General features: G+C 43.7%; 27 protein-coding genes and 1 riboswitch. Of the genes, 8 read left to right on the forward strand and 19 right to left on the reverse strand.

The window, feature by feature from the left end; genetic code table 11:
- Positions 1 to 65: 65 nt before the first annotated feature.
- The 9 genes from M3152_RS10440 to M3152_RS10480 form a co-directional block, all read right to left on the reverse strand.
- Entirely contained in the window at positions 66 to 254 is a 189-nt protein-coding gene (locus tag M3152_RS10440) for a hypothetical protein (RefSeq protein WP_251695054.1), read from the reverse strand.
- 66 nt (positions 255 to 320) lie between these two features.
- Positions 321 to 1,280, reverse strand: coding sequence for a threonine ammonia-lyase (locus M3152_RS10445; protein ID WP_251695055.1), 960 nt, complete (start codon positions 1,278 to 1,280; stop codon positions 321 to 323).
- Between the two features lie 11 nt (positions 1,281 to 1,291).
- On the reverse strand, positions 1,292 to 1,783 hold the full coding sequence (locus M3152_RS10450) for a GyrI-like domain-containing protein (RefSeq protein WP_251695056.1): 492 nt from the start codon (positions 1,781 to 1,783) through the stop codon (positions 1,292 to 1,294).
- Between the two features lie 69 nt (positions 1,784 to 1,852).
- Positions 1,853 to 2,368, reverse strand: coding sequence for a GrpB family protein (locus tag M3152_RS10455; protein ID WP_251695057.1), 516 nt, complete (start codon positions 2,366 to 2,368; stop codon positions 1,853 to 1,855).
- Positions 2,369 to 2,391: 23 nt separating this feature from the next.
- On the reverse strand, positions 2,392 to 2,823 hold the full coding sequence (locus tag M3152_RS10460) for an NUDIX hydrolase (protein ID WP_251695058.1): 432 nt from the start codon (positions 2,821 to 2,823) through the stop codon (positions 2,392 to 2,394).
- Positions 2,824 to 2,855: 32 nt separating this feature from the next.
- Entirely contained in the window at positions 2,856 to 3,809 is a 954-nt protein-coding gene (locus tag M3152_RS10465) for a phosphotransferase enzyme family protein (protein ID WP_251695059.1), read from the reverse strand.
- A 299-nt stretch (positions 3,810 to 4,108) separates the two neighbouring features.
- Positions 4,109 to 5,485, reverse strand: coding sequence for a leucyl aminopeptidase family protein (locus tag M3152_RS10470; protein WP_251695060.1), 1,377 nt, complete (start codon positions 5,483 to 5,485; stop codon positions 4,109 to 4,111).
- 72 nt (positions 5,486 to 5,557) lie between these two features.
- Positions 5,558 to 5,713: a hypothetical protein gene (locus M3152_RS10475; RefSeq protein ID WP_251623609.1), complete on the reverse strand. Its 156-nt coding sequence runs from the start codon at positions 5,711 to 5,713 to the stop codon at positions 5,558 to 5,560.
- A gap of 20 nt (positions 5,714 to 5,733) precedes the next feature.
- On the reverse strand, positions 5,734 to 6,180 hold the full coding sequence (locus tag M3152_RS10480) for a hypothetical protein (protein WP_251695061.1): 447 nt from the start codon (positions 6,178 to 6,180) through the stop codon (positions 5,734 to 5,736).
- Between the two features lie 175 nt (positions 6,181 to 6,355).
- Here M3152_RS10480 and M3152_RS10485 point away from each other — a divergent pair, with 175 nt between their 5' ends.
- A complete protein-coding gene (locus M3152_RS10485; RefSeq protein ID WP_251695062.1) occupies positions 6,356 to 6,679 on the forward strand; it encodes a PadR family transcriptional regulator in 324 nt (107 codons plus the stop codon).
- The gene (locus M3152_RS10490) at positions 6,672 to 7,703 is read left to right on the forward strand and encodes a DUF4097 family beta strand repeat-containing protein (RefSeq protein WP_251695063.1); all 1,032 of its coding nucleotides are present in this window, start codon (positions 6,672 to 6,674) and stop codon (positions 7,701 to 7,703) included. The genes M3152_RS10485 and M3152_RS10490 overlap by 8 nt, the downstream gene beginning before the upstream one ends.
- A 193-nt stretch (positions 7,704 to 7,896) precedes the next feature.
- On the opposite strand, the gene M3152_RS10495 is transcribed toward M3152_RS10490, so the two are convergent.
- Entirely contained in the window at positions 7,897 to 8,127 is a 231-nt protein-coding gene (locus tag M3152_RS10495; protein WP_251695064.1) for a hypothetical protein, read from the reverse strand.
- Between the two features lie 148 nt (positions 8,128 to 8,275).
- Here M3152_RS10495 and M3152_RS10500 point away from each other — a divergent pair, with 148 nt between their 5' ends.
- The 3 genes from M3152_RS10500 to M3152_RS10510 all read left to right on the forward strand — a co-directional run bounded on the left by M3152_RS10500 (position 8,276) and on the right by M3152_RS10510 (position 10,499).
- A complete protein-coding gene (locus tag M3152_RS10500; protein ID WP_251695320.1) occupies positions 8,276 to 8,725 on the forward strand; it encodes a YaiI/YqxD family protein in 450 nt (149 codons plus the stop codon).
- 150 nt (positions 8,726 to 8,875) lie between these two features.
- Positions 8,876 to 9,955, forward strand: coding sequence for a type III polyketide synthase (locus M3152_RS10505; RefSeq protein WP_251695065.1), 1,080 nt, complete (start codon positions 8,876 to 8,878; stop codon positions 9,953 to 9,955).
- A gap of 10 nt (positions 9,956 to 9,965) precedes the next feature.
- On the forward strand, positions 9,966 to 10,499 hold the full coding sequence (locus M3152_RS10510; protein WP_251695066.1) for an isoprenylcysteine carboxyl methyltransferase family protein: 534 nt from the start codon (positions 9,966 to 9,968) through the stop codon (positions 10,497 to 10,499).
- Positions 10,500 to 10,536: 37 nt separating this feature from the next.
- On the opposite strand, the gene nhaC is transcribed toward M3152_RS10510, so the two are convergent.
- From nhaC to M3152_RS10550, 8 genes are all read right to left on the reverse strand, one after another.
- Positions 10,537 to 11,916: a Na+/H+ antiporter NhaC gene (gene nhaC / locus M3152_RS10515; RefSeq protein WP_251695067.1), complete on the reverse strand. Its 1,380-nt coding sequence runs from the start codon at positions 11,914 to 11,916 to the stop codon at positions 10,537 to 10,539.
- 562 nt (positions 11,917 to 12,478) lie between these two features.
- The gene (gene crcB / locus M3152_RS10520) at positions 12,479 to 12,838 is read right to left on the reverse strand and encodes a fluoride efflux transporter CrcB (protein WP_251695068.1); all 360 of its coding nucleotides are present in this window, start codon (positions 12,836 to 12,838) and stop codon (positions 12,479 to 12,481) included.
- Complete coding sequence (locus M3152_RS10525; protein ID WP_251695069.1) at positions 12,835 to 13,212, reverse strand: fluoride efflux transporter FluC; 378 nt, start codon at positions 13,210 to 13,212, stop codon at positions 12,835 to 12,837. The genes crcB and M3152_RS10525 overlap by 4 nt, the downstream gene beginning before the upstream one ends.
- Entirely contained in the window at positions 13,209 to 15,359 is a 2,151-nt protein-coding gene (locus tag M3152_RS10530; protein ID WP_251695070.1) for an ATP-dependent helicase, read from the reverse strand. The genes M3152_RS10525 and M3152_RS10530 overlap by 4 nt, the downstream gene beginning before the upstream one ends.
- A 114-nt stretch (positions 15,360 to 15,473) precedes the next feature.
- On the reverse strand, positions 15,474 to 15,659 hold the full coding sequence (locus M3152_RS10535) for a hypothetical protein (RefSeq protein WP_251695071.1): 186 nt from the start codon (positions 15,657 to 15,659) through the stop codon (positions 15,474 to 15,476).
- Positions 15,660 to 15,725: 66 nt separating this feature from the next.
- Complete coding sequence (lepB, locus tag M3152_RS10540; protein ID WP_251695072.1) at positions 15,726 to 16,253, reverse strand: signal peptidase I; 528 nt, start codon at positions 16,251 to 16,253, stop codon at positions 15,726 to 15,728.
- 93 nt (positions 16,254 to 16,346) lie between these two features.
- Positions 16,347 to 16,946, reverse strand: coding sequence for a histidine phosphatase family protein (locus M3152_RS10545; RefSeq protein ID WP_353056611.1), 600 nt, complete (start codon positions 16,944 to 16,946; stop codon positions 16,347 to 16,349).
- A 19-nt stretch (positions 16,947 to 16,965) separates the two neighbouring features.
- Positions 16,966 to 17,754 (reverse strand): alpha/beta hydrolase, encoded by a 789-nt coding sequence (locus tag M3152_RS10550; protein WP_251695074.1) that lies wholly within the window; start codon positions 17,752 to 17,754, stop codon positions 16,966 to 16,968.
- A gap of 81 nt (positions 17,755 to 17,835) precedes the next feature.
- On the opposite strand from M3152_RS10550, the gene M3152_RS10555 reads away from it, so the two are divergent.
- Complete coding sequence (locus M3152_RS10555; RefSeq protein ID WP_251695075.1) at positions 17,836 to 18,348, forward strand: gamma carbonic anhydrase; 513 nt, start codon at positions 17,836 to 17,838, stop codon at positions 18,346 to 18,348.
- 380 nt (positions 18,349 to 18,728) lie between these two features.
- Here M3152_RS10555 and metK read toward each other — a convergent pair whose 3' ends face one another.
- Positions 18,729 to 19,931, reverse strand: a complete 1,203-nt coding sequence (metK, locus tag M3152_RS10560; protein WP_251695076.1) for a methionine adenosyltransferase — start codon at positions 19,929 to 19,931, stop codon at positions 18,729 to 18,731.
- Between the two features lie 186 nt (positions 19,932 to 20,117).
- Positions 20,118 to 20,237, reverse strand: a riboswitch (SAM riboswitch).
- Between the two features lie 172 nt (positions 20,238 to 20,409).
- Here metK and pckA point away from each other — a divergent pair.
- The gene (pckA, locus tag M3152_RS10565; protein ID WP_251695077.1) at positions 20,410 to 21,996 is read left to right on the forward strand and encodes a phosphoenolpyruvate carboxykinase (ATP); all 1,587 of its coding nucleotides are present in this window, start codon (positions 20,410 to 20,412) and stop codon (positions 21,994 to 21,996) included.
- A gap of 170 nt (positions 21,997 to 22,166) precedes the next feature.
- Positions 22,167 to 23,552 (forward strand): MFS transporter, encoded by a 1,386-nt coding sequence (locus M3152_RS10570; protein WP_251695078.1) that lies wholly within the window; start codon positions 22,167 to 22,169, stop codon positions 23,550 to 23,552.
- Positions 23,553 to 23,589 lie beyond the last annotated feature (37 nt).

Genomic DNA, 23,589 nt, shown 5'->3' on the forward strand with positions numbered 1-23,589 from the left:
TAGCGTTATGTCCTTTATTTCCCTACTAACGTGACCTTTAGTTTACTATTTATCATCCCCTATTTCTAATCCTTAAAATCGTCTTCTAACTCCTTTTCTATTTCCTCGTCACTGACCGGAAGAGTTTTATTGTTAACTCTATACTTCATTATTAGTAACTTTCCAACTTCCGACTTATCAATCGCATCCTTTACTGCTGCAAAGATGACTAAATACAAAATAAATAGTCCAATAACAATATATACCAATAACATATAACTCACCCCCAATTTAGCTACTTCCTAAAACCCTTTACGAAACGGACAATGTATTAGAATCAGTCACCTCGTAGTAGTAACAATATACTGATGAACTTTATCTAAATCTACGTTTCCACCAGAGATGACGGTTACAATGTTTTTACCTTGGATGTTCAGTTTATTGAACATAGCGGCTGCTATTGTTGTGGCGCTTGACGGTTCTATTAGTTGCTTCGTGCGTTCCAAAATGAAACTGAATGCCTGACGGATTTCGTCTTCGCTAACAAGGACCATATCGTCCAGATATTTCTCAAGAACAGGGAAGGTTAGGTCACCTGGCTGGTTGGTTCTTAATCCATCTGCAATGGTAGCGGCAGCATTGATTGCGGTAATTTTCTTATTTTGCAAAGAAAGGTATGTATCATTGGCAAGCTCAGGCTCTACACCAATCACTTTGATGTTCGGATTCGTTTCTTTAATTGCAGTCAGAATTCCGGATATGAGCCCCCCGCCTCCGATGGGGACAATGATTACGTCGACATTTTCCACCTGGTTTAAAATTTCCAATCCAATCGTTCCTTGCCCTGCCATTATGAATGGGTCGTCATACGGAGGAATGAATACGCCTTTTTCTTGATCGGCAATCGCCTGTGCTCTTGGCAATCGCTCTCCAGAAGTAGTACCGCACATTTCCACCTTGCCATTGTATGCCTGTATTGCGTTAACTTTACACGTACTGACGTTTTCAGGAACGACAATTGTTGCCGGAACTCCATATTTATTTGCAATATAGGCAACGGCTTGGCCGTGATTGCCCGAAGATGCCGCTGTTACATACTTCGCTCCATTTTCAATAGTATGTATGACTTTGTTGCTTGCTCCTCGTATTTTAAATGAACCTGTCTTTTGTAAATGCTCCGATTTTAAAAACATCTGATTTCCACATATTTTGGAGAGTTGCTCTGATTGTAGAATCGGCGTAACATGCGCTATAGCGCTAATTCGTTCTTTGGCATCCTTAACATCTTTTAATGAAATCAATGTTCTATCCCTCACTTTTTACGCTGTATAGGTATATAAATATCAAAATGGGGGTTATTTACATCACGATCACTCGGATACCTTTCGTGTTTTATTGGTAAATCATCATAATAATCAACATTCGGCTCAATGTAAGGTTCATAATCACTTATTTTTAGCCACTCCAATATTTTTCCATAAGTTTGACCGATGTCTTGCTCTCTTGTATGATGTGTCATTAAATATGTCATTTCTGGTACGTTTATTTCCATCATTCCTTCAGGGAGCTCTTGTTCTTCACCAACTTCATATACAGAATAATGTACAAATCCATCGGGTCTAAGATGATAGGACAATCCTAATTGCACTTTTGGATTGATTGTATGATCTAACTCGTGAACTCTACTACTCATATTAGCAATAAGTTCTTTCAGAATAGTAATTTCTGTGTACGGACCATCCCACTTTAACCCGACTCCTCGATACGCAGGTATCTTTACTATTTCATAGCGGAAGTTTTTCATTATTAATCCCCTTTGTAGTTTCGTTACATCCCAACCAACTCATGTATCCCATCCCTCATTATGGAGGGTTCATACTTGCAGGTTTTTATTCCAGATCAACGCACGCTGTTCCAATTCCTCTACAAAAGGCTTTTTTGCTTTGCTGTAAAAAGCTGTGTCATCATATCGTTGAGCCAACTCTTCTTTTAAAGATGTATATCGTGCGGCTTCGTCAGGGTGCGCTCTTAAATAATCTCGCAATACCAGATGTCTTTGAATATGTAAGTTATCCTGCTGATAGACATGAATATGATGGGTTCTCTTTTCCCCACCTTTGCGAAATAATCGTCTGCCTTCGATTCCCCATTCACCAACAACGTTATATCCAAGCGAAAGCATCTGTTCATTAAACGAATCGATCTTCTTGATGTCTTTCACGAGACACATCATATCGATGACAGGCTTTGCCTTCATCCCCGGAACAGCGGTACTCCCAAAATGTTCGAATTTGATGATTTCATCCCCGAATATTCCTCTTAAAATTAGAGCTTCAGCATTGAACATTTGAACCCAATTTTCATCGTATTTCGACAGCCTGATTTTCAAATTAATCCCCCTAGCCATAGGTCCTAAAATTCCACATAAAATGGTTGAATACTGTTATCAAGACAGTATTCTATTCTTTGCCTGAAATTCCCCAGGGTCACCATTTCCAAAGCTTGTTTGACAGTATAGAAACCAACTTCCAAACTCTCTGGTGAAGTTGTTAATTCGCCTCCGATTGGCTTAGCTAAAAATAGCGTATTACAAATTGATTTGTTCACATTCTGAAATATTCCACAGAATTTAAGAACTTCAATTTCAATACCTGACTCCTCCTTTGTTTCCCTAATTGCTGCATCTTTCAAAGACTCACCTTCTTCAACGATTCCACCTGGCATCTCCCAGCCTCTCAAAGGTCCTTTAATTAATAAAATTTCATTTTTGTCATTGAGTACTATTGTTGCTGCTGAAACGAAATGTTTAGGTGGTATGTAAGCTTGTGTAGTATTTTGTTCCATAGATATTCCCCCTCTACAACTCACCAGTAGTTTTAACTTAGTAGCGACTGATTCCGTTCAATTCTCATCCTATAATGGTTCATGATTCGAATTTGCTCTTCTGTTAGCTTTTCTTTATTCCAGTACATATGCATCATGCTGTATTCGAAGACTTCCTTTAGTTTAATGAACAATGGAAGGTGTTCAAGCATTTCAGCAGGAAGGTCATTCTCCTCTTGGTATCCGTCAATAACTGCTTTTGCGACGTCTCGTCCATAATCGACTATATTGCCTCCCCCTACGAAAGAATATTCAATCGCGCTGTAAATGGGGACAGCCAAATCGAAAATATAGAAATTTTTCTCGCAGTCTTGAAAATCGACCATTGATAATTTCGAACCTTCATCAACCAATACGTTTTCTAACCACAAATCTCCATGGAGCAATCCGTAGTTCGAACGGTTTTGTGGCAACGCTTTAATCGTTGATAAAACGTCTTGCGCAATATCCCTAATCGCACTTTCCCCTTCAGGGATATATTTGTGAAAAGCATATTCCTCATTCTCATACCAATTTTTAATATGCTTCACTGGATGGATCTCTTCAAATTTCTTTGAAAAACGATGTAATCTACCGATTTGTCGGCCAAATTCTTTTAATACATCAGCGTTCCACTGATCTCTTGGTAAATGGATACCAGGGGCTGCTTTATATAGAACGGTTAATGCTTCTTTGCTGCCAAGTATTATTTTTTCTACTACATTCCGATTCAATGAAGAAATTGTTGGCGATACTGCCAATCCTTCTTTTTTCAAGAAGTTTGTATATGTAACTTCTTCAAGCTGTTCTTCGTAAGACTTGTAATTGGTGATTCTGGCGAAGTAAACATCTTGTTTGGCAGTACATCGGAATATCTCATTTGTTACTGCTAGAACCGTAAGTAACTCTACTGGGTATAATTCATTGAGTATAGCAAGTAATTGTATCGGGTCTTCGTTATTAATCATTTGAGAGATCACCTTCCCTGAAAACAGATATTTCTTTATATACACAATATATTACACTACATTACCAAATTATAATCAAAATTTTTAACGAACATGATAAAGGATGAGAATCTAATAAAATAGGATGTCTGGCTTTGGACACTGAACAACGTACTTTGGACGCAGCGAGGCTGGTTTTGGACGCGCAGCACCTCACTTTGGACGCGGGATGCCCTGTTTTGGGCGCTGGCCGACTTCTTCCAATCGTAATAAAAAGAGCTGTCCTGGCTTATCTTGGACAGCTCCCTCTTCGCGCTATATTACTTCGAAATTTCAACAGTGTAGTCGGCCAGCAATCTAGCACCATAGCCGGTTGCAGATTTTGCATAATACCCGGATGCACTTGACTTGCTCATCATGCCCGCCATGTCAACGTGAAGCCATTTGCTGTTTTCCGGCACGAAGCGGCGTAGGAAAAGGCCTGCCGTGATCGAGCCTGCAAAGTTCAATGAACTGATATTATTCATGTCTGCATAATCGCTTGCCAATGACTTGTCATATGCTTCGACCAATGGCATTGGCCAGACGAAGTCACCGTTTTGATCGCCTACTTTTTTCATGATGAAGGACAATTCTTCATCGCCGAAGACGCCGCCAATTTCCGAGCCTAATGCATTAACAATGGCACCTGTTAACGTCGCAATGTCAACAATATATTCAGCATTCAGTTCGCCCGCACGGATTAGTGCGTCTGCTAAGATGAGGCGTCCTTCTGCGTCTGTATTCCCCACTTGGACTGTTTTGCCGTTTTTATAACGGATGACTTCGCCAGGGAATACGGAATTTGCATCCGGCGTGTTTTCAACCATCGGAATCAACGCGATGACATTCACTTTCGCCTGTGAATCGACGAGCAGCTGCATTGCTCCAGCAACTGCCGCGGAACCGCCCATATCCATACGCATATCACTTAAATCTTTGCCGCTCTTCAGGCTGATGCCACCTGTATCGAATGTAACGCCTTTTCCGACGAGCGCGACTAGCGGTTTAGTGGCATCCCCTTCATATCGGATTTCCACAAATGATGGGTTGTATTTGCTTCCCCGGCAAACCGTCAGTAGACCGTTCATTTCCATCTCTTCTAGCTGCTCTTTGCCGTGTACTGTTACTTCAACATCTTTGCCTTCGAACTTTTGCTTCAATACTTCAGGATACGTTTCAGGGTTCAAGACGTCCGACAATTCATTCATCAAGTCACGTGAGAAGGCGGTTGCAGCTGCACGTATTTTGCCTGTTTGAATGGCTGCTTGCATATCGCTTTCATCAACTTCAAGTTCTGTATTGAATCGTTCCGCCTCTGATTTATAAGACAAGAATTGATAGGAACCGAGATCCCAACCTTCCGCGAAAGCAGTATGGACATCCTCTTTTTGCAAACCTGCAAACACATTCCCTAAGACGCCTTGCTGTACAGTCGCCTTATCCACTTTTTGCGTTGCCAAATCACGTGCTATGTTTCCTGCCGTCGCCCGGACTTTTTCAACATTTGCCGTTTCGGCTTCCTTGATTACGACGTAATGCGTGTCTTCAATCAAGACCGAACAATAGCCAGCCTTCTGCTGCTCAACGAAATTTTTCTGTGCTTCGCTTCCGCTAATCAATTCATCCTTTGCAAAGATGATCTTCACTTCTGCCATTACCAATTCCCCCTACACCTATTTATTTCGAGTACAGAAATAGTTTACCATATGTCAGCATTTTTGAAAAAGTTATCTTTTATCAGCAATGACGAGGCAGAATGTTGCGAATGGACCTAACAGCAATGATAGGAAAAACCAATTCAGCCCGCTTCTATTTTTCCCTTGTGCAATCCCCGCATTAATTAACGCAAGCGTTCCCCATCCAACGAAATAACTTCCTTCCATACCGTTTCCTCCTTAGTTGACTACCCTTCCAGCCTGTTTTTTAAGAATCCCGCTGCTTCCTGCACATCATTTGTACAGAAAAGCGTTTTACTTGCGTCCAACACTACACGATCCTCCGCGTCAATATAATCCGTCAGCGGAATCGTATTAAAGAACTTCTTCCATTTATGTTTTTGCTCGAGTAATTTGATTTCCTTCTCAATATCTTCATGGATAATTTCATTTATTATAAAAAATGTCTCGTTCATTTCTACTTCCGGAAAACGCTTTATAAGAATCTTCAATTGCTCTTCATCCCAGCTGGCTTGAATTAGAGAAGTCGTAGATCCTACATTCTCAGCGGCATCCATCAACTCGTCTGTCCACGCTTCATACTGGTCATCGTTCAGTTCATTGACCGAAATGATGCCGACGCTGAAATACGTTGTCCTTGCTTCTTCTGTTTTCGACTTTCTTCTTCCGAACATGTTGTGCACCTCCTACTTCATACCTCCTATACGTGCGGTCAATGAAAAAGTTTCGGATAAATTATTTTTCCACAGTACCTTGCAATGAATAATACCGTGTGCTATATTGTACCCAATCAGTATGTTTGATTAGTCAGTATTGTTCAATGAACAATACCGGAAAGGAGAATGATTCATGAATATCCAATTCAAAAAAGGCGTGTTGAATTTGTGTGTCCTCGTTCTATTGGATAAACAGGATCGATACGGCTATGAACTTGTACAGAAGATTTCGGACCAGATTTCCATTTCCGAAGGCTCTGTCTATCCATTGCTGCGGCGCCTGACGAAAGAAGGTTATTTCACGACTTACCTTCAGGAATCGACGGAAGGACCTCCCCGCAAGTATTACAAACTGACAGATGTAGGGCGGGACTATTTGCACGAACAATTGAATGAATGGCGCAGTTTTACTGAAGGGGTTAATACTTTGATTGAGGAGGGCGTTCGCCATGACTGAAAACCGATTTATTAGTGAGCTGGAACAAGCTTTAAAACGTTTGCCTGCAGATGAAAGAAACGATATTCTCCAGGATATCCGTGAATACTTCTTGAATGGCCGCGATGATGGAAAAGCGGAAGAGGAAATTGCAGCATCCCTTGGCTCGCCTGCAAAGATCGCAGCTGAGCTGTTGGAAGCCTATCCATTTGCAGAAGCAGATGATAGTATTGCGAGTCCAACGAGTGAAGTAATCACGATCCAGGATGACAGTTTCACAAAGGTGGATATCGATGTCCAGCATGGCTCACTTACCGTCCTCCCTTCCGACTCGGCTGATACGAGAATCGAGCTGACAGGGACGAAAGAAAGACTGGAGCTCACCGCGGAAGTCCTCGGAGATACACTTAAGATCAAATTGAAAAACAAAGCGCATTGGTTGTTCATGTTCAATTTCAATACGAAGGGTGTGGCATTGAAAGTGTTCATTCCAAAGAAATTGTATCAATCCATTTCCATGAAATCGGATAATGGAAGGATCCAAGCCGAAAAACTGATTGGGAAACAAATCGAGTGCCGCACAGATAACGGACGCATTGAATTGGCAGAACTTGCAGCCACTTCGCTCGAAGCGGAGACGGATAACGGCCGCATTGAAATTTTGAAAGTGCAAACGGACCGCTTGAAGGCAAAAACCGATAACGGCCGGGTGACGATGAGACATGTCGAAGCAGAATCGATCTATGCCGAATCTGATAATGGACGTATAGAGTTCGACCAAGTCGATGGAGAGCTGACAGCAATTACGGACAATGGCCGAATCGTTCTTGCAGGTGAAAATTTGGATCGCAACATCGATTTCCGGACCGATAATGGAAGCATTGAAATTGCGACGACTCACAAGGCGACGAATGCGACCATCCTAGCGAAAACCGGGCACGGACGAATCGATATTTACGGCGAGCGGAATTCACGCAGCCGCTTCGGCGAGGAATTGCACCAAATCCGGCTGAAATCGGATAACGGAAGAATAACTGTTAGATGATTCGTTAGTCCCTATTTGGTGATAAATGAACGGATTCGATAGATAACTCCTGCTATTCTATAGATAACCTTCTATATTCAATAGATAACTCAAGTTTTTCAATAGATAACTTTCCATATTCACTAGATAACTATTCGAATCCAACCGAAAACTAATCAAAAACATAAAAATAGAGGGCGATCCTCCGCCCTCTTCAACTGTTTATGGAATTCATCACATTATCGTCTTTCATATAGTTATAATTTGATTCACCGACACGTTTTTTAATTTCGTCCTCGCTCAATGGCGGCGGAAGCTGATCGGCAGGAATAATCTCTTCCTCTTCATACACTTGAATTCTTTCAACTGCTGCATTTCGGGCGTTTATCGCTCGACCATAGCTTTCTGACTCCTCGATCGTCATCCTGGCTTCTTCTTTCTTCATGCTGACCCCGCTCCTTCTCCCATATTTCCTTTCACATACCCTTATTGAATGAAAAGAAAACGAATGAATATGATATAGTGAGGCATCTATTCATATATAGTATGATGATTAAAACCGCTTACATATCAATTGAAAAGAGGTCAAGACAATCATGATGATTTTTGTGGATGCAGATGGCTGTCCAGTCGTCAATGAAACAATTTCCATTGCAAAGCAATTCAATCTGCCCTGCACGCTCATTTGCGACACAGCCCATGAAATGCATCGTGAAGGGGCGGAGACGATTATCGTTTCCAAAGGGGCGGACGCTGTCGACTTTGTTCTCGTCAATAAGGTTCAAAAAGGGGATATTGTCGTAACCCAGGATTATGGATTAGCCGCCATGGTGTTGGCGAAGCAAGGACATCCAATTGATCAGAACGGCAGACTGTATACAAATGAAAATATCGATCAACTATTATACGCGCGACATGCAGCACAGAAAATCAGGATGGCGGGAGGACGTCTTCGCGGTCCTAAGAAGCGATCGAAAGAAAGCAATGACAAATTTAAATTGAATTTCCGTAGGTTGTGCAAACTACTATCTCCAACCGATTGAAGCCCGAATGTCAGCCGGGCTTTCATATTCGTTTCCCCCTCTTCATAAACTACTGTAACTGCAATTCCATTTTCCATCCATCACAATTAGATAATGTTTAGTAACTAGCTTTCTAGGTAACAGATTGATAAAGATATCGGAGGTCTATCCATGCCAAAAATACTTTCCGTCAGTACTGTCCTGCCTCCTCATGAGGTGAAACAGGAGGAAGCTGTCCAATTGACACGCTCCCTTTTCAGCCGAGAATTTAAAGATATTGAACGGCTGTTGAAAGTCTTTCAAAACGGAGATATCGAGAAGCGGGATGTTTGCATGCCACTTGAGTGGTATGGACAGCCGCATGATTTTGAAGAGCGGAATGATTTATACATCCGCCAAGCAATCGATTTCGGTGTGCAGGCTGTACAAGCTTGCCTGCAAGAATCCACTACATTGGCTGAAGCTGTGGCCCCTTCGGAGATCGATGCAATTTTCTTCATTTCCAGTACAGGCATTGCTACACCGAGCATAGATGCCCGCATTATGAACAGGCTGCCTTTTCGCGACGATGTAAAGCGGATTCCGATTTGGGGACTCGGTTGCGCTGGAGGGGCTGCAGGAGTAAGCCGGGCTTTCGAATATTGCAAAGCCTTTCCTAAAGCTAACGTATTGGTGCTTTCCGTAGAGCTTTGCAGTTTGACATTCCAAAAGGATGACTATTCGAAGAGCAATCTCGTCGGGGTGTCCTTATTCTCTGACGGCGTCGCCTGTGCGCTCATTTCGGGGGATCAATCCGAAATTGCTGCATCCATCCCTGTACCGTCCATCATCGGCACCACTTCAAAGTGGATGCCTGACTCTGAAGATGTCATGGGCTGGGACATTAAAAACAATGGCTTATATGTCATCTTCTCGAAGAGCATTCCATCCATTATTACCAATTGGCTCGGGCCATTCGTACATGAATTTCTTGGTTCCTATAATCTTGATAAAGATGATGTCACTCATTTCGTCGCACATCCTGGCGGCAAAAAAGTGTTGACGGCGTACGAGGATTCCTTGGGATTCGACAGTTCTAAAACCGATATTTCGAGAGACGTTCTAAGGAATCACGGAAATATGTCCTCCCCTACAGTCCTTTACGTACTCAAGCAATTCATGGAATCCGAACCGGCGGCAGGCGATTATGGATTGATGGCCGCGCTCGGCCCAGGATTTTGCGGTGAATTGCTGTTGTTGAAATGGGATTGAGGTGTCATAGATGATGATCGGTATTATCGTATCCTTGATCATTTTGCAGCGGATTCTTGAATTGTTCATTGCGAAGCGAAACGAAAAATGGATGAAAGACCAAGGCGCCTTTGAAGCAGGCGCATCCCATTATCCATTTATGGTAGCTATGCATGTATTCTTTTTTATCGCACTCATTTCCGAGGTTTTATTGTTCCAACGCCAGCTCTCTGCAATATGGCCGATGTGGTTGGCGATATTCTTGGCGGCGCAAATCCTGAGAGTTTGGTGCCTCGCTACATTAGGGAAGTTCTGGAACACAAAAATCATTGTCCTCCCAAATGCGCAGGTCGTGCGGAAAGGACCGTACAAATGGCTTCGACATCCAAATTACATCATCGTTGCTACAGAGCTTCTTGTATTGCCGTTATTATTCAATGCCTTAATTACTGCAGTCGTCTTTTCCTTACTCAATATTTGGATGATGTCTGTCCGGATTCCAGCCGAGGAACAAGCACTTCGGAAAGCGACGAATTATACCGAGGAATACCAGTTGAATAAATGACAAAACACCGAGGTCTACAACCTCGGTGTTTCTTTTATCATGTCGTGCGTGTCAACGTCTTCCCCATATACCCGAATAGAATTGTCAATATCGGCGATAACAGGCAGAAGAATGCGAAAGGCAAATAGTCGACTGTCGAAACGCCTAATACATTCGTTATGAAAATCCCACATACACTCCATGGTACGAGTGGATTCACAACTGTTCCCGCATCTTCCATGACGCGGCTCAAGTTTTTATTCGCCAGGCCGACCTTCTCGTATTGTGTTTGGAACGCCTGCCCCGTCAATAATATAGATAAATACTGTTCACCGATCAATACATTGATGCCGATCGCTGTCATCGCGGATGCCATGATGACAGAAGACACTTTCTTCAACAGCATTTCAACCTGCGCCAACAAACTTTGGACAATCCCTAACGTGAACAGCAAGCCGCCCATGCTTAACGCGAGCAATACGAGAGCAACTGTGAACATCATGCTCTCCATGCCGCCTCGCGTCAGTAAGGCATCAACGTCCCCAACTCCGGTAGTGGAGACGTATCCGCTAAACAGGATTCCAAGCACTTGTGAAAATCCAATGCTTTGATGGAGAAAAGAAAGTACGACCGCCACTGCGGAGCTGATTGCCAATGTAAGGAATGCAGGAACCTTTAAAATCGTCAAGATAAATAAAGCAACGAGCGGAATGACTGTATACCAATGGATCATCCCTGTTTCCAGCAACGTTTCCTGGAACATTGCAATCTTATCGAACTCCCCTGTCGTCACGTCCGGTGATATCACTCCAAACAAAACAAATGACAAGATGAATGCAGGCACCGTCGTCCACCCCATGTTGCGGATATGCTCAAACAGATCGACCCCCACTATCGAAGACGCGAGGTTCGTCGTGTCCGACAACGGCGACATTTTATCGCCAAAGAACGCACCTGAAACGATAGCTCCCGCCGCAATCGGCAGTGACAGTTCAAGTACACTCGCCATTCCGATGAACGCCACGCCGACCGTTGCCACTGTTGTCAAGGAACTGCCGATCGAGATGCCGACGATGGCTGTGACGGCGAAGACGATTGCAAAAAAGAATGTAGGGGTTATTAAATGGAACCCTGCGTAAATCAATGAAGGAATCGTTCCACTCATCATCCAACTGCTGATGAGAATGCCGATGAAGAAAAAGAGGAAGACTGCCCCCATGCCGGCTCCAGCCCCTTCCACCAATCCCTTCTCAAGTTTACGGAAAGAGATCCCCCTCAAAAGTCCATATCCGATTAATAATAAAATCGAAAATAGAATTGGCAAATGGGGAACGGAATCGAATTTTATTATACTGACACTGATCATCGCCACGATGCCGAATACGAGCAGTGCCGATTCCCAGATCTTTGGCGAATGAATCGCTTTTATTTGAAACATATTGAACTCCTCCTAGTAACTAGCATAAACACTACAAAAGCGGAGGGTGGCGGGACCGTTGCTCCTAACGCTACGCTTTTACTCGCAAAAGCCGTTCTTCGTGACGGCTTTCACTGCGACAGGCATAAGGCGGATCTGCGAAACGGCGCCTTTTGCCGTGCAGCGGAGCTGACTTATGTCCCGAGCAAATCGAACTGCGAAGGGTTCGCTTTGCCATATTTCTGCGGTTTTTGCAGAAATTAAGGCAGCCTTTCTGCCACCCGAAGTCTAGACGAAAAAAACCCCTTCCATCCCTTGGATAAGGGACGAAGGAGTTCTCCGCGATACCACCCTGATTGACGACAGGCAAACCTGCAGTCCACTTCATTTCAATCGGAGAAAAACTGTCGGTGTACTTCATGCCTGCTGCTGCCTGAATTTGCACTATCCATTCAGTCTCTACTTGCTGCCCACAACAGGATTACTATGTCGACTCTCCGTATATATTCGTTTCAAATGTTGAATGATTATGTTTGTATATTACCAGTCCTGTCGGAGAAGTCAACAGTCCTTCAGTCCGATATTACGATAATTGGCCGATGGTAAAACCTGCATACGCTAACACGGCTCCAAATCCGAATGTCCACATGCTATACAACAAGGCTTCCCTTCTGTGGCCGCTCCTCCATAACTGTAGCAATTCTTTTAGTAGAGTTGAAAAAGTCGTAAGAGCACCCATCACTCCCGACGCCAGAAAGACCGTCCATAGCTTCGGTAATTCCAAGCCGAAAATAAGACCGATCAGAAAGGAGCCCATCAAATTGACAGCTAATGTCCCCATCGGAAGTCTATTCTCTTTGTTCATCTTTGTCGAAATGAAATATCGTAGAACTGCCCCTACAAATCCTCCTAGCCCGATGACAACCGCTTCAGCTGCTGTCATACACTCACCATCCTGTTACCAATTCGTAAGCCGATGATTCCGACGACAAGTCCTCCAATAATGCTGCTACTGAAATACAGGATGGATAGCACCAATTGTCCATTTTGAAAAAGGCTGACCGTTTCCATGCTGAACGCGGAAAATGTTGTAAAGGAACCTAAAAATCCAGTCGTTATCGAAGTCTGAAGTCGCTCATCAGTGGTGAGGCGGTGAATGACGCCTGCACTAAGAAGACAAAGGATGAATGTTCCGAGCAAATTGACTGACAACGTCTTTATCGGAAAATCCGTTGACCCTTCAAGCAGTTGTCCGATCCCTATACGGCAAATCGCTCCGATCGCTCCTGCAATTCCGACATAAAGGGCCTGCTTCATAGCTCAACCTCTTTCAATAAACGGCGAGATAAAATTGTCTCCAGCAATAGCTGCTTTTCAGTCTCTCCGAATTGAATACGGATATTTTCCTCGCCGATTCCGTTGATGACCCCTCTGCCAAACACGCGATGCGTGACGTGCATTCCTACCGATAATGCAGTTCTATCGCTGATGCCATCCGGATCGGGCAGTGTCGACAAATTGGGTTGTTTGAATTTCTCCAATTTCCGTTCTTCAGGCTTCATCAAGATCCCCCGCACTTCATTCATAAATCTTGAATCCTCTTTAGATTTCCCGTTCGCCTCCCTGTAGGAAAGCAATTCCAACCGTTCCTTTGCACGTGTCATCCCGACATAAAATAATCGTCTTGCCTCTTCTAGCATCGGCAGGTCCATTTCATCCTCTTCAGAAGGAATGATCCCTTTCACTAAATCAATCATGAATACGCGCCTGAATTCCAATCCTTTGGCACTATGAAATGTAGACAACGTCAAGGCATTTTCAGGGGGATTAAATTTTGCCTGTTGGACAGCTTGTTCCAATTCCTTCAAACGATTCGCGAAATCGACCATTGTTCGCACTTGTGAAGCGATTCCTTCGAGTGTATCAAGGATGCCTAGAAGATGATCGATCCGGTAACCGAATTTTGCTGCCCGGCTTTTTAAAGCTTCTTCATATTCGAGCTCATATCGGATCATCCGGATTATTTGAACTGGACGCATGTCAGGGATCCGTTTATAGACATCAATGCAAGTATCCAATTTTTCGATTTGACTCCCTTTTAATTGGACAGTTTGGACAAATGCCTCAAAAACATTTCCAGATGTCGATTGATTCATGAACTTCGACAACATATCGCGTGAAATGAACAAGTTCATTTTCATGGCGACTTTTGCGAAGATATCCTTTCGTTCCGTATTGAAGCTGAGGCGCATGAAATTTAAAATATCTTCTACAACCCAATGGGAAAAGAATCGGTCATCCGCATCTTTCATATAGAAAGGGATTCCCCTTCTATGCAGTTCGTTGACATACATAGTGGAAGAAGAATTGTTCCTGAATAAAATAGCGACTTCCTCAAGATTCTGCTCATCCAATAATTCATATGTGACATACTCCAGAAGCCGTTTCGGGTCTTCGAATTGCTTTATGACAATCGGTCCCGACTCTTTATTTTCCGTCCTCATCTCTTTTATATATCTTTGCTTATTGCGAGTAATGAATTGGGCCGCCGTATCAACTATCTCTTTGGAGGAGCGGTAATTCTGCTCCATCCTGAGCAATTTTGCATCCGGATATACTAGTTTAAAGTTCAGTAAATAAGCGGGATCCGCTCCGCGCCATGTGTAGATGGATTGATCGTCATCCGCCACGACGCAAAGATTGCCGTGGTGCGCAACGAGATGTTCGACTATCCGATGTTGAACGAGCGATGTGTCCTGGCTCTCATCTGTCAAAATATAGTCATATCGCGAGCGGAACTGTTCGGCAAGTTGTTCATCCATACGCAGCGCCTGTTCCGCGATGGACAACATATCATCAAAATCGAGGAGGAGATGCCCTTCCGTCTTCGATTTGAATTGTTCATAGTTCAGTGCGATGTTGCCCGCCTTCTCAAACGGTGCCTCTACTTGATCCCACTCGTTGAAAGGAATCATCCTGTTTTTCAAATAACTGATGAATGTTGATAACGAGGCCATTTCCTCTTCCGTGCCGTCTTCCCGAAGCGCTTCTTTGTAGAGGCGTTTCAGCAAAGCCGTTTTTGTGAGCACCTGTTTCCCTTTCCCGCCGCCTTCAATCAATTCGAATGCGACGCCCGTCTTTTGCAAGTATGTGCGTGTGATTGTGAATGCGAGGCTATGAATGGTCGAGAAATCAACTGGAGGATACTGCGGGAAAAAACGTTGAAAGCGCTCTGTCATATCGCGTGCTGATGCCCGGCTGAATGTGATTGCTTTAATGCGATTCGGGTTAACATTCTTCTCCTCGATCAGATAGCCGATCCGCATGATCATTGTTGTTGTTTTCCCCGATCCGGGACATGCTAATAACAGCAGCGGACCTTCCGTCTGCAAAACGGCATTTTTTTGTATATCGTTTAGTTCTATTTGTAGTTCATTCTTTTTTCTTGTAAAAAAATCAGTCATTGCATACGTACTCCTTCTTCTTACGATGAACTTAATTTACCATACGAGCGCTTTTTTGTAGAGTCGGTGTCCTTGAAAAAGAAACAACCTCTGCATTTCCGCAGAGGTTGTTGACTAAAAGCCGCCTGATTCTAGTTTATCGTTTTGAATATCCACTTTCTCCTTCTTGCTGCCTTGATAAGCTGTGGAGGCGACTTCGTTCGTATGCCGTTGTTCATCAGTATACTCGGTTCCCGCCAATTGGGCCCTGTTCGTATGTTCTCTGTTGCCGGTTTCTTTTTTCATATTTTCTTTGGACATTGTCATCGCTCCTTTATAGGTAGTCTATATATAGGAATACCCGAAAGAAGGAGTGTTACTCATCATTTACTTTGGAATGCCGATTGAGTTGAGTGGATAAAATCTGAAGCCGACCTTGCCGACAACAGAATCTTGATCGATACAGCCAATTATGCGGCTATCAGTGCTGTTCCTGCGATTATCACCCAACACAAAAAGCTGCCCATCCGGGACGGTAACTTCAAAGTCCTCCGTTAATTTTTGATCCTCGAAAAGTCTTTCCTTATTCTCTTGAATATAGTTTTCTTCATACTCTATTCCGTTGATGAAGAGCTTGTCGTCCTTCATGACAACCGTGTCGCCCGGCAAGCCGATCACCCGTTTAATATAATCCTCTTGCGATCCCGGTGCATGGAAGACGACCAAATCAAAATGATCTAGCTTGTGGATTTTTGAAATGATGACTCGGTTTTCCGATTCGAATGTCGGCTCCATCGATTGACCGGATACAATGACCGGTGAAAATAGGAAGTGCCTGATCGCGAATACGAGTACGCAAGCGACTACAATGGCTTTTATCCAAGACAAGATTTCAGTAGTGGTTTCTTTTTTCATATGAAAGCCCCCGATTTCACTATTTATATAGTATATAGTATAGACCAGTGAAGGTATGAATGGTTTATTTTCAAAGAACCTGATGTTCTTTGATTAAGACTCAACCTTCTGTTGCAAATGGGCGGTGCAGTTGAATAGTTGGCAAAGATTTTTGTCGTCATTCAGTTCGACGATTGTCAATGAGGTGTTGTCCAGATGTGTTTCATAATTCGTATCCGTAATCAGCTCATTTAATAGCCTTTTGATTAATCCACCATGGCTGACGACCAAGACCCGTTGGCCGGCATGCTTGTTTTTGATGTCCATAATGGATTCCATTCCGCGGGAAACGATGGATTCATGCGGTTCAAAGCCCATGTCCTGTTCTTTCCAATCCTTCCCCCACTTCTCGATGCGCTCCGCCTCGGTCGTCCCTTCAATAAGCCCACCGCTGAATTCACGTAATCGGGCATCCTCCACAAGCTCAACATCAGGCATTTGTTCCGCAATAATTTCTGCCGTCTTCTTTGCCCTGATTAAATGGCTTGTGTAAATGACATCCCACTGCTCCTTGGACAATCTGTCGGCCACACTCTTCGCCATTTCGATTCCTTCATCGTCCAAAGGCACGTCCGAATTGCCTTGCGCTCTTCCTTCCTTATTCCACGCCGTAACGCCGTGCCTGACAAACCCGATAACCGTCAAAACAACCACTCCCCTTTATGGTTTTGAGTTATACAATATAGCCGAGTGAGCGAAGGACATTATTCATGAATGATTCAATGTACAAATATACTTCCTCCCTCTCAGGCTCTTGATAAAGATCATGGTACAGCCTTTTCCATTCCTTGTATTGAAATTCCGATAGATGCTGGTTCAACAACCATCTTTTTGCAAATGAAGTATCAGTGATTTTATCATGTTCTCCCGTGTGAATCAGGACAGGTGTATCGAATATACTTTCTTCATGATATATGATCGATTTCATCATAGCATGCAGCTCACGATACCAAGACGCGACGATCGCGGAGCTATAATCCCGATCGTTCTGGAACTCTATGTACATGTCATAGTTCTGCGTCAGTAATTCAATTGTAATGTCATGATTCAATTTCATGGAACTTGAAAGCTTCGTCAGCACTCCTGAAAACTTGGAGGGTTGGTGCTTCAAGGAGAGCCAAGGGGAGCTGAACACAAAGCCTGCGCACTCCAGCTTTTCACGTTGCAGGATATGCATGACAATCGTGGCGCCAAGTCCGTGGCCAAGCACGAATAACGGCAAGTTATCCTCTAGCGCAATGTCGATCATTTTCTTCACATGGTCCACATACGACTCGAACGGTTCATCATGGGTTCTTCTTCCGCTTTCAGAACCATGCCCCGGCAAGTCGCTTGTTACGACATGGAAACCGCCGTTCCGCAGCTTTTGAATGAGCCACGCATACCTACGATGATGTTCGTAAGCATTATGGACAATCACAATCACTGCTTTCGGCTGTCCTTCCGCTTCCCATTTCCACATGGACTCACCTCCCCTTTATGTAAATGAAAATTTTATGTTACGATAAATTATACATGATTTTAAGAAAAGAGGAGACGTTTCATGATTTATTCATACAACGGAAAGACGCCGCAAATCGATCCATCTGTCTATGTCGCGGATTATGTGACGATTACGGGCGATGTAACAATCGGGGCAGACAGTTCCATCTGGTTCAATACCGTCATTAGGGGAGATGTCGCCCCGACGATAATCGGTGAACGGGTCAGCATCCAAGATTTAAGCTGTTTGCATCAAAGCCCTGGAAAGACGTTAGTAATTGAGGACGACGTGACAGTTGGCCATAAGGCACTCTTACATAGTTGTGTTGTACGTAAAGGTGCGCTCATCGGAATGGGCTCGATCATTTTGGATGGTGCGGAAATCGGTGAGGGAGCGTTCATCGGCGCGGGCAGCCTTGTCCCGCCCGGTAAGAAAATTCCGCCTGGCTGCCTCGCTCTCGGTTCACCCGCAAAAGTGGTCCGCGAGTTGAATGACGAGGACCGTGCAGATATGGATCGTATCTTGAACAGCTATGTTGAAAAAGGACAGGTTTATAAGGAAATGGAGAAATAAAATTGGTGCTGCTCGATGTCGAGCGGCACCTTTATTTATTTTTAGAAACGACTAAGATGATAATACTCACCAACGCAACAAAAGCCACTATACCTATGAGAGCCACAATTAATAATAAGCTGAACGCCATTTTGGAATCGCCTGCCTCACTTTTCTTGCTATAATATAAACGCTATGAATCTAGTTAGGTTCCCTTTGTATCCACCATTCTCTGAGTTCTCGTTCTCCCCCGCTAACTTCTCGTTCTTCTCGAAAGAGTTCTCGTTTTCCGCCAATAACTTCTCATTCCACGGCAAATAGTTCTCGTTCTCCCCAAAAACTTCTCATTCTACAATAAAAAAGGAAGCAAGGATTTCTCCTTTGCTTCCATATTTCAATTATTAAACAGTCATTCCAGCTTTTTCAATCAATTCAGCTGCTTTGTCCGTCTGCTCCCAAGGGAGTTCAACGTCGGTACGTCCGAAATGTCCGTATGCCGCAGTCTGCTTATAAATTGGACGGCGCAGGTCGAGCATCTTAATAATGCCTGCCGGGCGTAGATCGAACAGCTCGCGCACAATTTCCACAAGCTTGCTTTCCTCGACTTTGCCTGTTCCGAATGTATCGATAGAAATCGATACCGGTTTTGCAACACCGATTGCATATGCAAGCTGGACTTCACAACGATCTGCGAGACCAGCAGCAACGATGTTCTTCGCTACATAACGTGCAGCGTATGATGCCGACCGGTCGACTTTTGTCGCATCTTTACCGGAAAACGCACCGCCGCCATGACGCGCATAGCCGCCGTATGTATCGACGATAATCTTTCTACCCGTCAAGCCGGCATCCCCTTGTGGACCTCCGATAACGAAACGGCCAGATGGGTTGATGAAGTATTTTGTCTCTTCATCCAATAGCTCGGAAGGAACGACCGGATAAATTACATGTTCCTTTATGTCATTTTGAATTTGCTCCAAAGTGATATCAGGATGGTGTTGAGTGGAAATGACAATGGTGTCAATCCGTACCGGTTTATTATCCTCATCGTATTCCACCGTAACTTGTGTTTTTCCGTCAGGACGCAAATAGTCAAGTGTGTCGTCTTTCCTTACTTCAGCAAGTCTGCGTGAAAGCTTATGGGATAAGCTAATTGGCATCGGCATTAACTCAGGTGTTTCATTGCAAGCGTAACCGAACATAAGCCCTTGGTCACCCGCTCCGATCGCCTCAAGCTCTTCATCACTCATTGTCCCTTCGCGTGCTTCCAGTGCCTGGTCGACACTCGCAGCGATATCTGGGGACTGTTCATCGATGGATGTCAATACGGATGACGTCTCCCAGTCGAAGCCGAATTTCGCGCGTGTATAGCCGATTTCCTTCACTGTATCCCGTACGACTTTCGGGATGTCTACATACGTTGTTGTCGTGATTTCCCCGATGACGAGTACGAGTCCTGTTGTGATTGTCGTTTCACAGGCTACGCGTGCATTCGGGTCTTCCTCTAAAATGGCATCCAAAATAGCGTCGGAAATCTGATCGCACATTTTGTCCGGATGTCCTTCTGTTACCGATTCAGAAGTGAATAATCGGCGATTTGTCATTGTGGTTTCCTCCTTAACGTCTTGCAAATATTGATACGGTACTCTAATTGTCCCAGTAAGTTCAGCGCCTAGAGAGTCGACGTCAACATACACAAGGATTAAGGGCCTGTTAGAATCAATAAAAAAGCCCTTCTCTCACGTAAATACACATGAGGAAAGGCATAATTTCAATAGCAGCACCTTTCACTCTTATCGTCCAAGGAATTCAACCTTGCTCCAGGTTTGGCACCTTCTCGCGGCCACTAAAGGTCCACGCAGGTTGCCGGGCTTCATAGGGCCTGTCCCTCCGCCAGCTCGGGATAAGAGTATCCGTTCAATAAACAATCCTACGAAAAAGTATGCACTTTGTCAAACATTTTTACACATATATACTTGAGTTTTTCATTAGTATAGATTATTATTCTAAATGTGTTATACTATTTACGAAATGTGATGATACCCATCTAATGGGATTACATGCAAAGGACGGTACCAAAAAATGATTTCAGCTAAAATTGAAAACGGATTACACGAGTTACTTTCAGGCAACAACGTAAACATACAGCCTTCAGTGGCGGAACTGGTTGAAAAAGCTACTTCCCGTGGAGAAGCGAAACTTTCCGCAGACGGCGCCCTTACTGCCGAGACAGGAAAGTATACTGGTCGTTCTCCTCAGGACAAATACATTGTCGAAGAAGACTCTTCAAAAGACAAAATCGACTGGGGCAAAGTGAACCGACCGATTTCATCTGAGATCTTTGATTCATTATATAATAAAGTTCTTACCCACTTAAAAGCGAAGGAAGAACTCTTCGTATTCAAAGGCTTTGCAGGAGCTGATAAAAACTCTCAGCTATCCATCCAAGTCATTAACGAATTTGCATGGCAAAACCTATTTGTCCATAATCTCTTCATCCGCCCTACTGCAGAAGAGTTGAAAACGCATGAAGCACAATTCACAGTTATTGCTGCTCCGACGTTCAAGGCTGATCCTAAAGTGGACGGAACGAAATCAGAAACCTTCATCATTGTATCACTTGAAAAGCGCATTGTGTTGATCGGCGGTACGGAATATGCAGGAGAAATGAAAAAATCCATTTTCTCCGTCATGAACTACTTGCTTCCTGAGCGAGGAATTCTTCCAATGCACTGCTCAGCTAACGTTGGTGAAGAAGGGGATGTCGCTTTGTTCTTCGGCCTTTCCGGCACAGGAAAAACGACGCTTTCGGCAGATGCTGACCGGAAGCTGATCGGTGATGACGAGCACGGCTGGTCCGAAAACGGTGTATTCAACATCGAAGGCGGCTGCTATGCAAAAACGATCAATCTTTCACAAGAGAAAGAACCTGAAATTTACGGAGCGATCCGTTTCGGTTCGGTCTTGGAAAACGTCGTTTTGGATGAAAAGACGCGCAAGCCAGATTATGATAATAATTCATTGACTGAAAACACGCGTGCAGCATATCCAATTCATTATATCGACAACATCGCAGTGCCTTCGGCGGCGGGACATCCAAAAACAATCATCTTCTTGACTGCGGATGCATTCGGGGTATTGCCTCCAATCTCTAAATTGACGAAGGAACAAGCGATGTATCACTTCCTTAGCGGCTTCACTTCGAAGCTTGCAGGAACTGAACGCGGCGTCACTTCACCGGAAGCAACGTTCTCTACATGCTTTGGTGCTCCTTTCCTTCCATTGCCTGCAACGGTTTACGCAGAAATGCTAGGGAAGAAAATCGACGAACATGATGCACAAGTATTCCTCGTCAACACAGGTTGGACTGGCGGAGTTTACGGCGTAGGTCAGCGTATGGCATTGAAGCATACCCGCACTATGGTCCGCGCAGCGCTTGCTGGCGAATTGAACAATACAGAATTCGAGAAAAATGCTATTTTCGGTCTTTCAATGCCAAAAGTTATTGCCGGTGTACCGACTGAAGTGTTGAACCCTCGCAATGCATGGAGCGATCCAGCGGCTTATGATCAAAAAGCGAAAGAACTGGCAGACCTCTTCCGCGAAAACTTCACGAAATTCGGTCATGTTTCTGAAGATATTATTCAAAAAGGCGGTCCAATCGCCTAATCAATATAAAAAAGATAAAGATCCAGGTGCAGTTACCGCACCTGGATCTTTTTGTATTTCGGCATTCTGCAAGTGGATTTTCTCCCATAAAGTTTGCTCAACTATATGTTTGTATAGAACCACTAATTCTGCAGACAATGAATTAAGTGAGTAAAGAGGGAGAGTAACTTATGACAACTGCCTACAAAGGGACAGACAAATTGATTATAGGGATCGTATTTGGTGTATTGACATTCTGGTTATTTGCGCAGGCAATGGTAAACGTTGTACCTGCAGTTCAGAAAGATTTAGGTGTATCTTCTGGGACTTTAAACATTGCAATTAGTTTAACCGCACTTTTTTCAGGAATATTCATTGTTGCAGCAGGTGGCCTTGCTGATAAAGTCGGACGGAAGAAAATAACAAATATTGGTCTTATTCTAAGTATTATTGGCTCCCTTTGTCTTGTCTTTGCAAATGGAGCAATCTTACTCATTATTGGCCGGATTATTCAAGGTTTATCGGCTGCGTGTATTATGCCTTCAACGATTGCCTTGATGAAAGCATATTTTGAAGGGGCAGAACGTCAACGGGCACTTAGTTACTGGTCAATCGGTTCTTGGGGTGGTTCTGGCGTTTGTTCATTATTTGGGGGAGCTGTTGCAACATACTTGGGGTGGAAATGGATTTTCATTTTCTCCATCATTTTTGCAATTCTTGCCTTATGGTTACTTAAAGACACTCCTGAAAGTAAAGCAAAACAAACCGGTACTTCCAAGTTTGATGTGAGCGGTCTGATTGTATTCGTTATCACAATGTTGGCATTGAATATTTTCATCACACAAGGTGATGAACTTGGTTGGACTAACTGGGTCACAATTGTTTTGATAGCCGTTGCAGTTATTGGTGCCTTGGCCTTTATTAAAGTTGAGAGTGGCAAGGAGAACGCATTAATCGATTTTAAATTATTTAGAAATATGCCCTATACAGGGGCAACTATTTCAAACTTCTTGCTTAATGCTGTGGCTGGAACGCTTGTCGTTGCAAATACGTACGTACAACAAGGACGAGGATTTACATCTTTCCAATCGGGTATGCTTTCCATTGGTTATTTAGTTGTTGTACTTTCCATGATTCGCGTCGGTGAAAAGATTCTTCAAAAAGTCGGTGCAAAAAAACCGATGGTATGGGGTACTATATTTACACTCATCGGTGTTGGTGTGATGGGTCTCACGTTTTTACCGGATCTCCCCTATACTGTCGTAGTATTCATAGGTTTTGCTTTGTTCGGATTTGGGTTGGGTATTTATGCGACCCCTTCCACCGACACAGCCGTATCGAATGCACCCGATGAAAAAATAGGGGCAGCTTCAGGAATTTATAAAATGGCAAGTTCCCTCGGTGGAGCTTTTGGAGTCTCAATTTCAGCTACTGTCTATGCTGTGATTTCAGAAAATAACGGGGTACATGCAGCAGCAACTGGAGGTATCATCGCAAACGTCATTTTTGCAGCGATTGCATTGTTATCAATTATCTTCCTTGTTCCAAATAATGCCGGTAAAAAAAGCGAAGCTTAATCATGTCAAATAAAAAAACAACCATTAACGGTTGTTT

This window comes from Sporosarcina luteola (assembly GCF_023715245.1).
Lineage (GTDB): Bacteria > Bacillota > Bacilli > Bacillales_A > Planococcaceae > Sporosarcina > Sporosarcina luteola_C.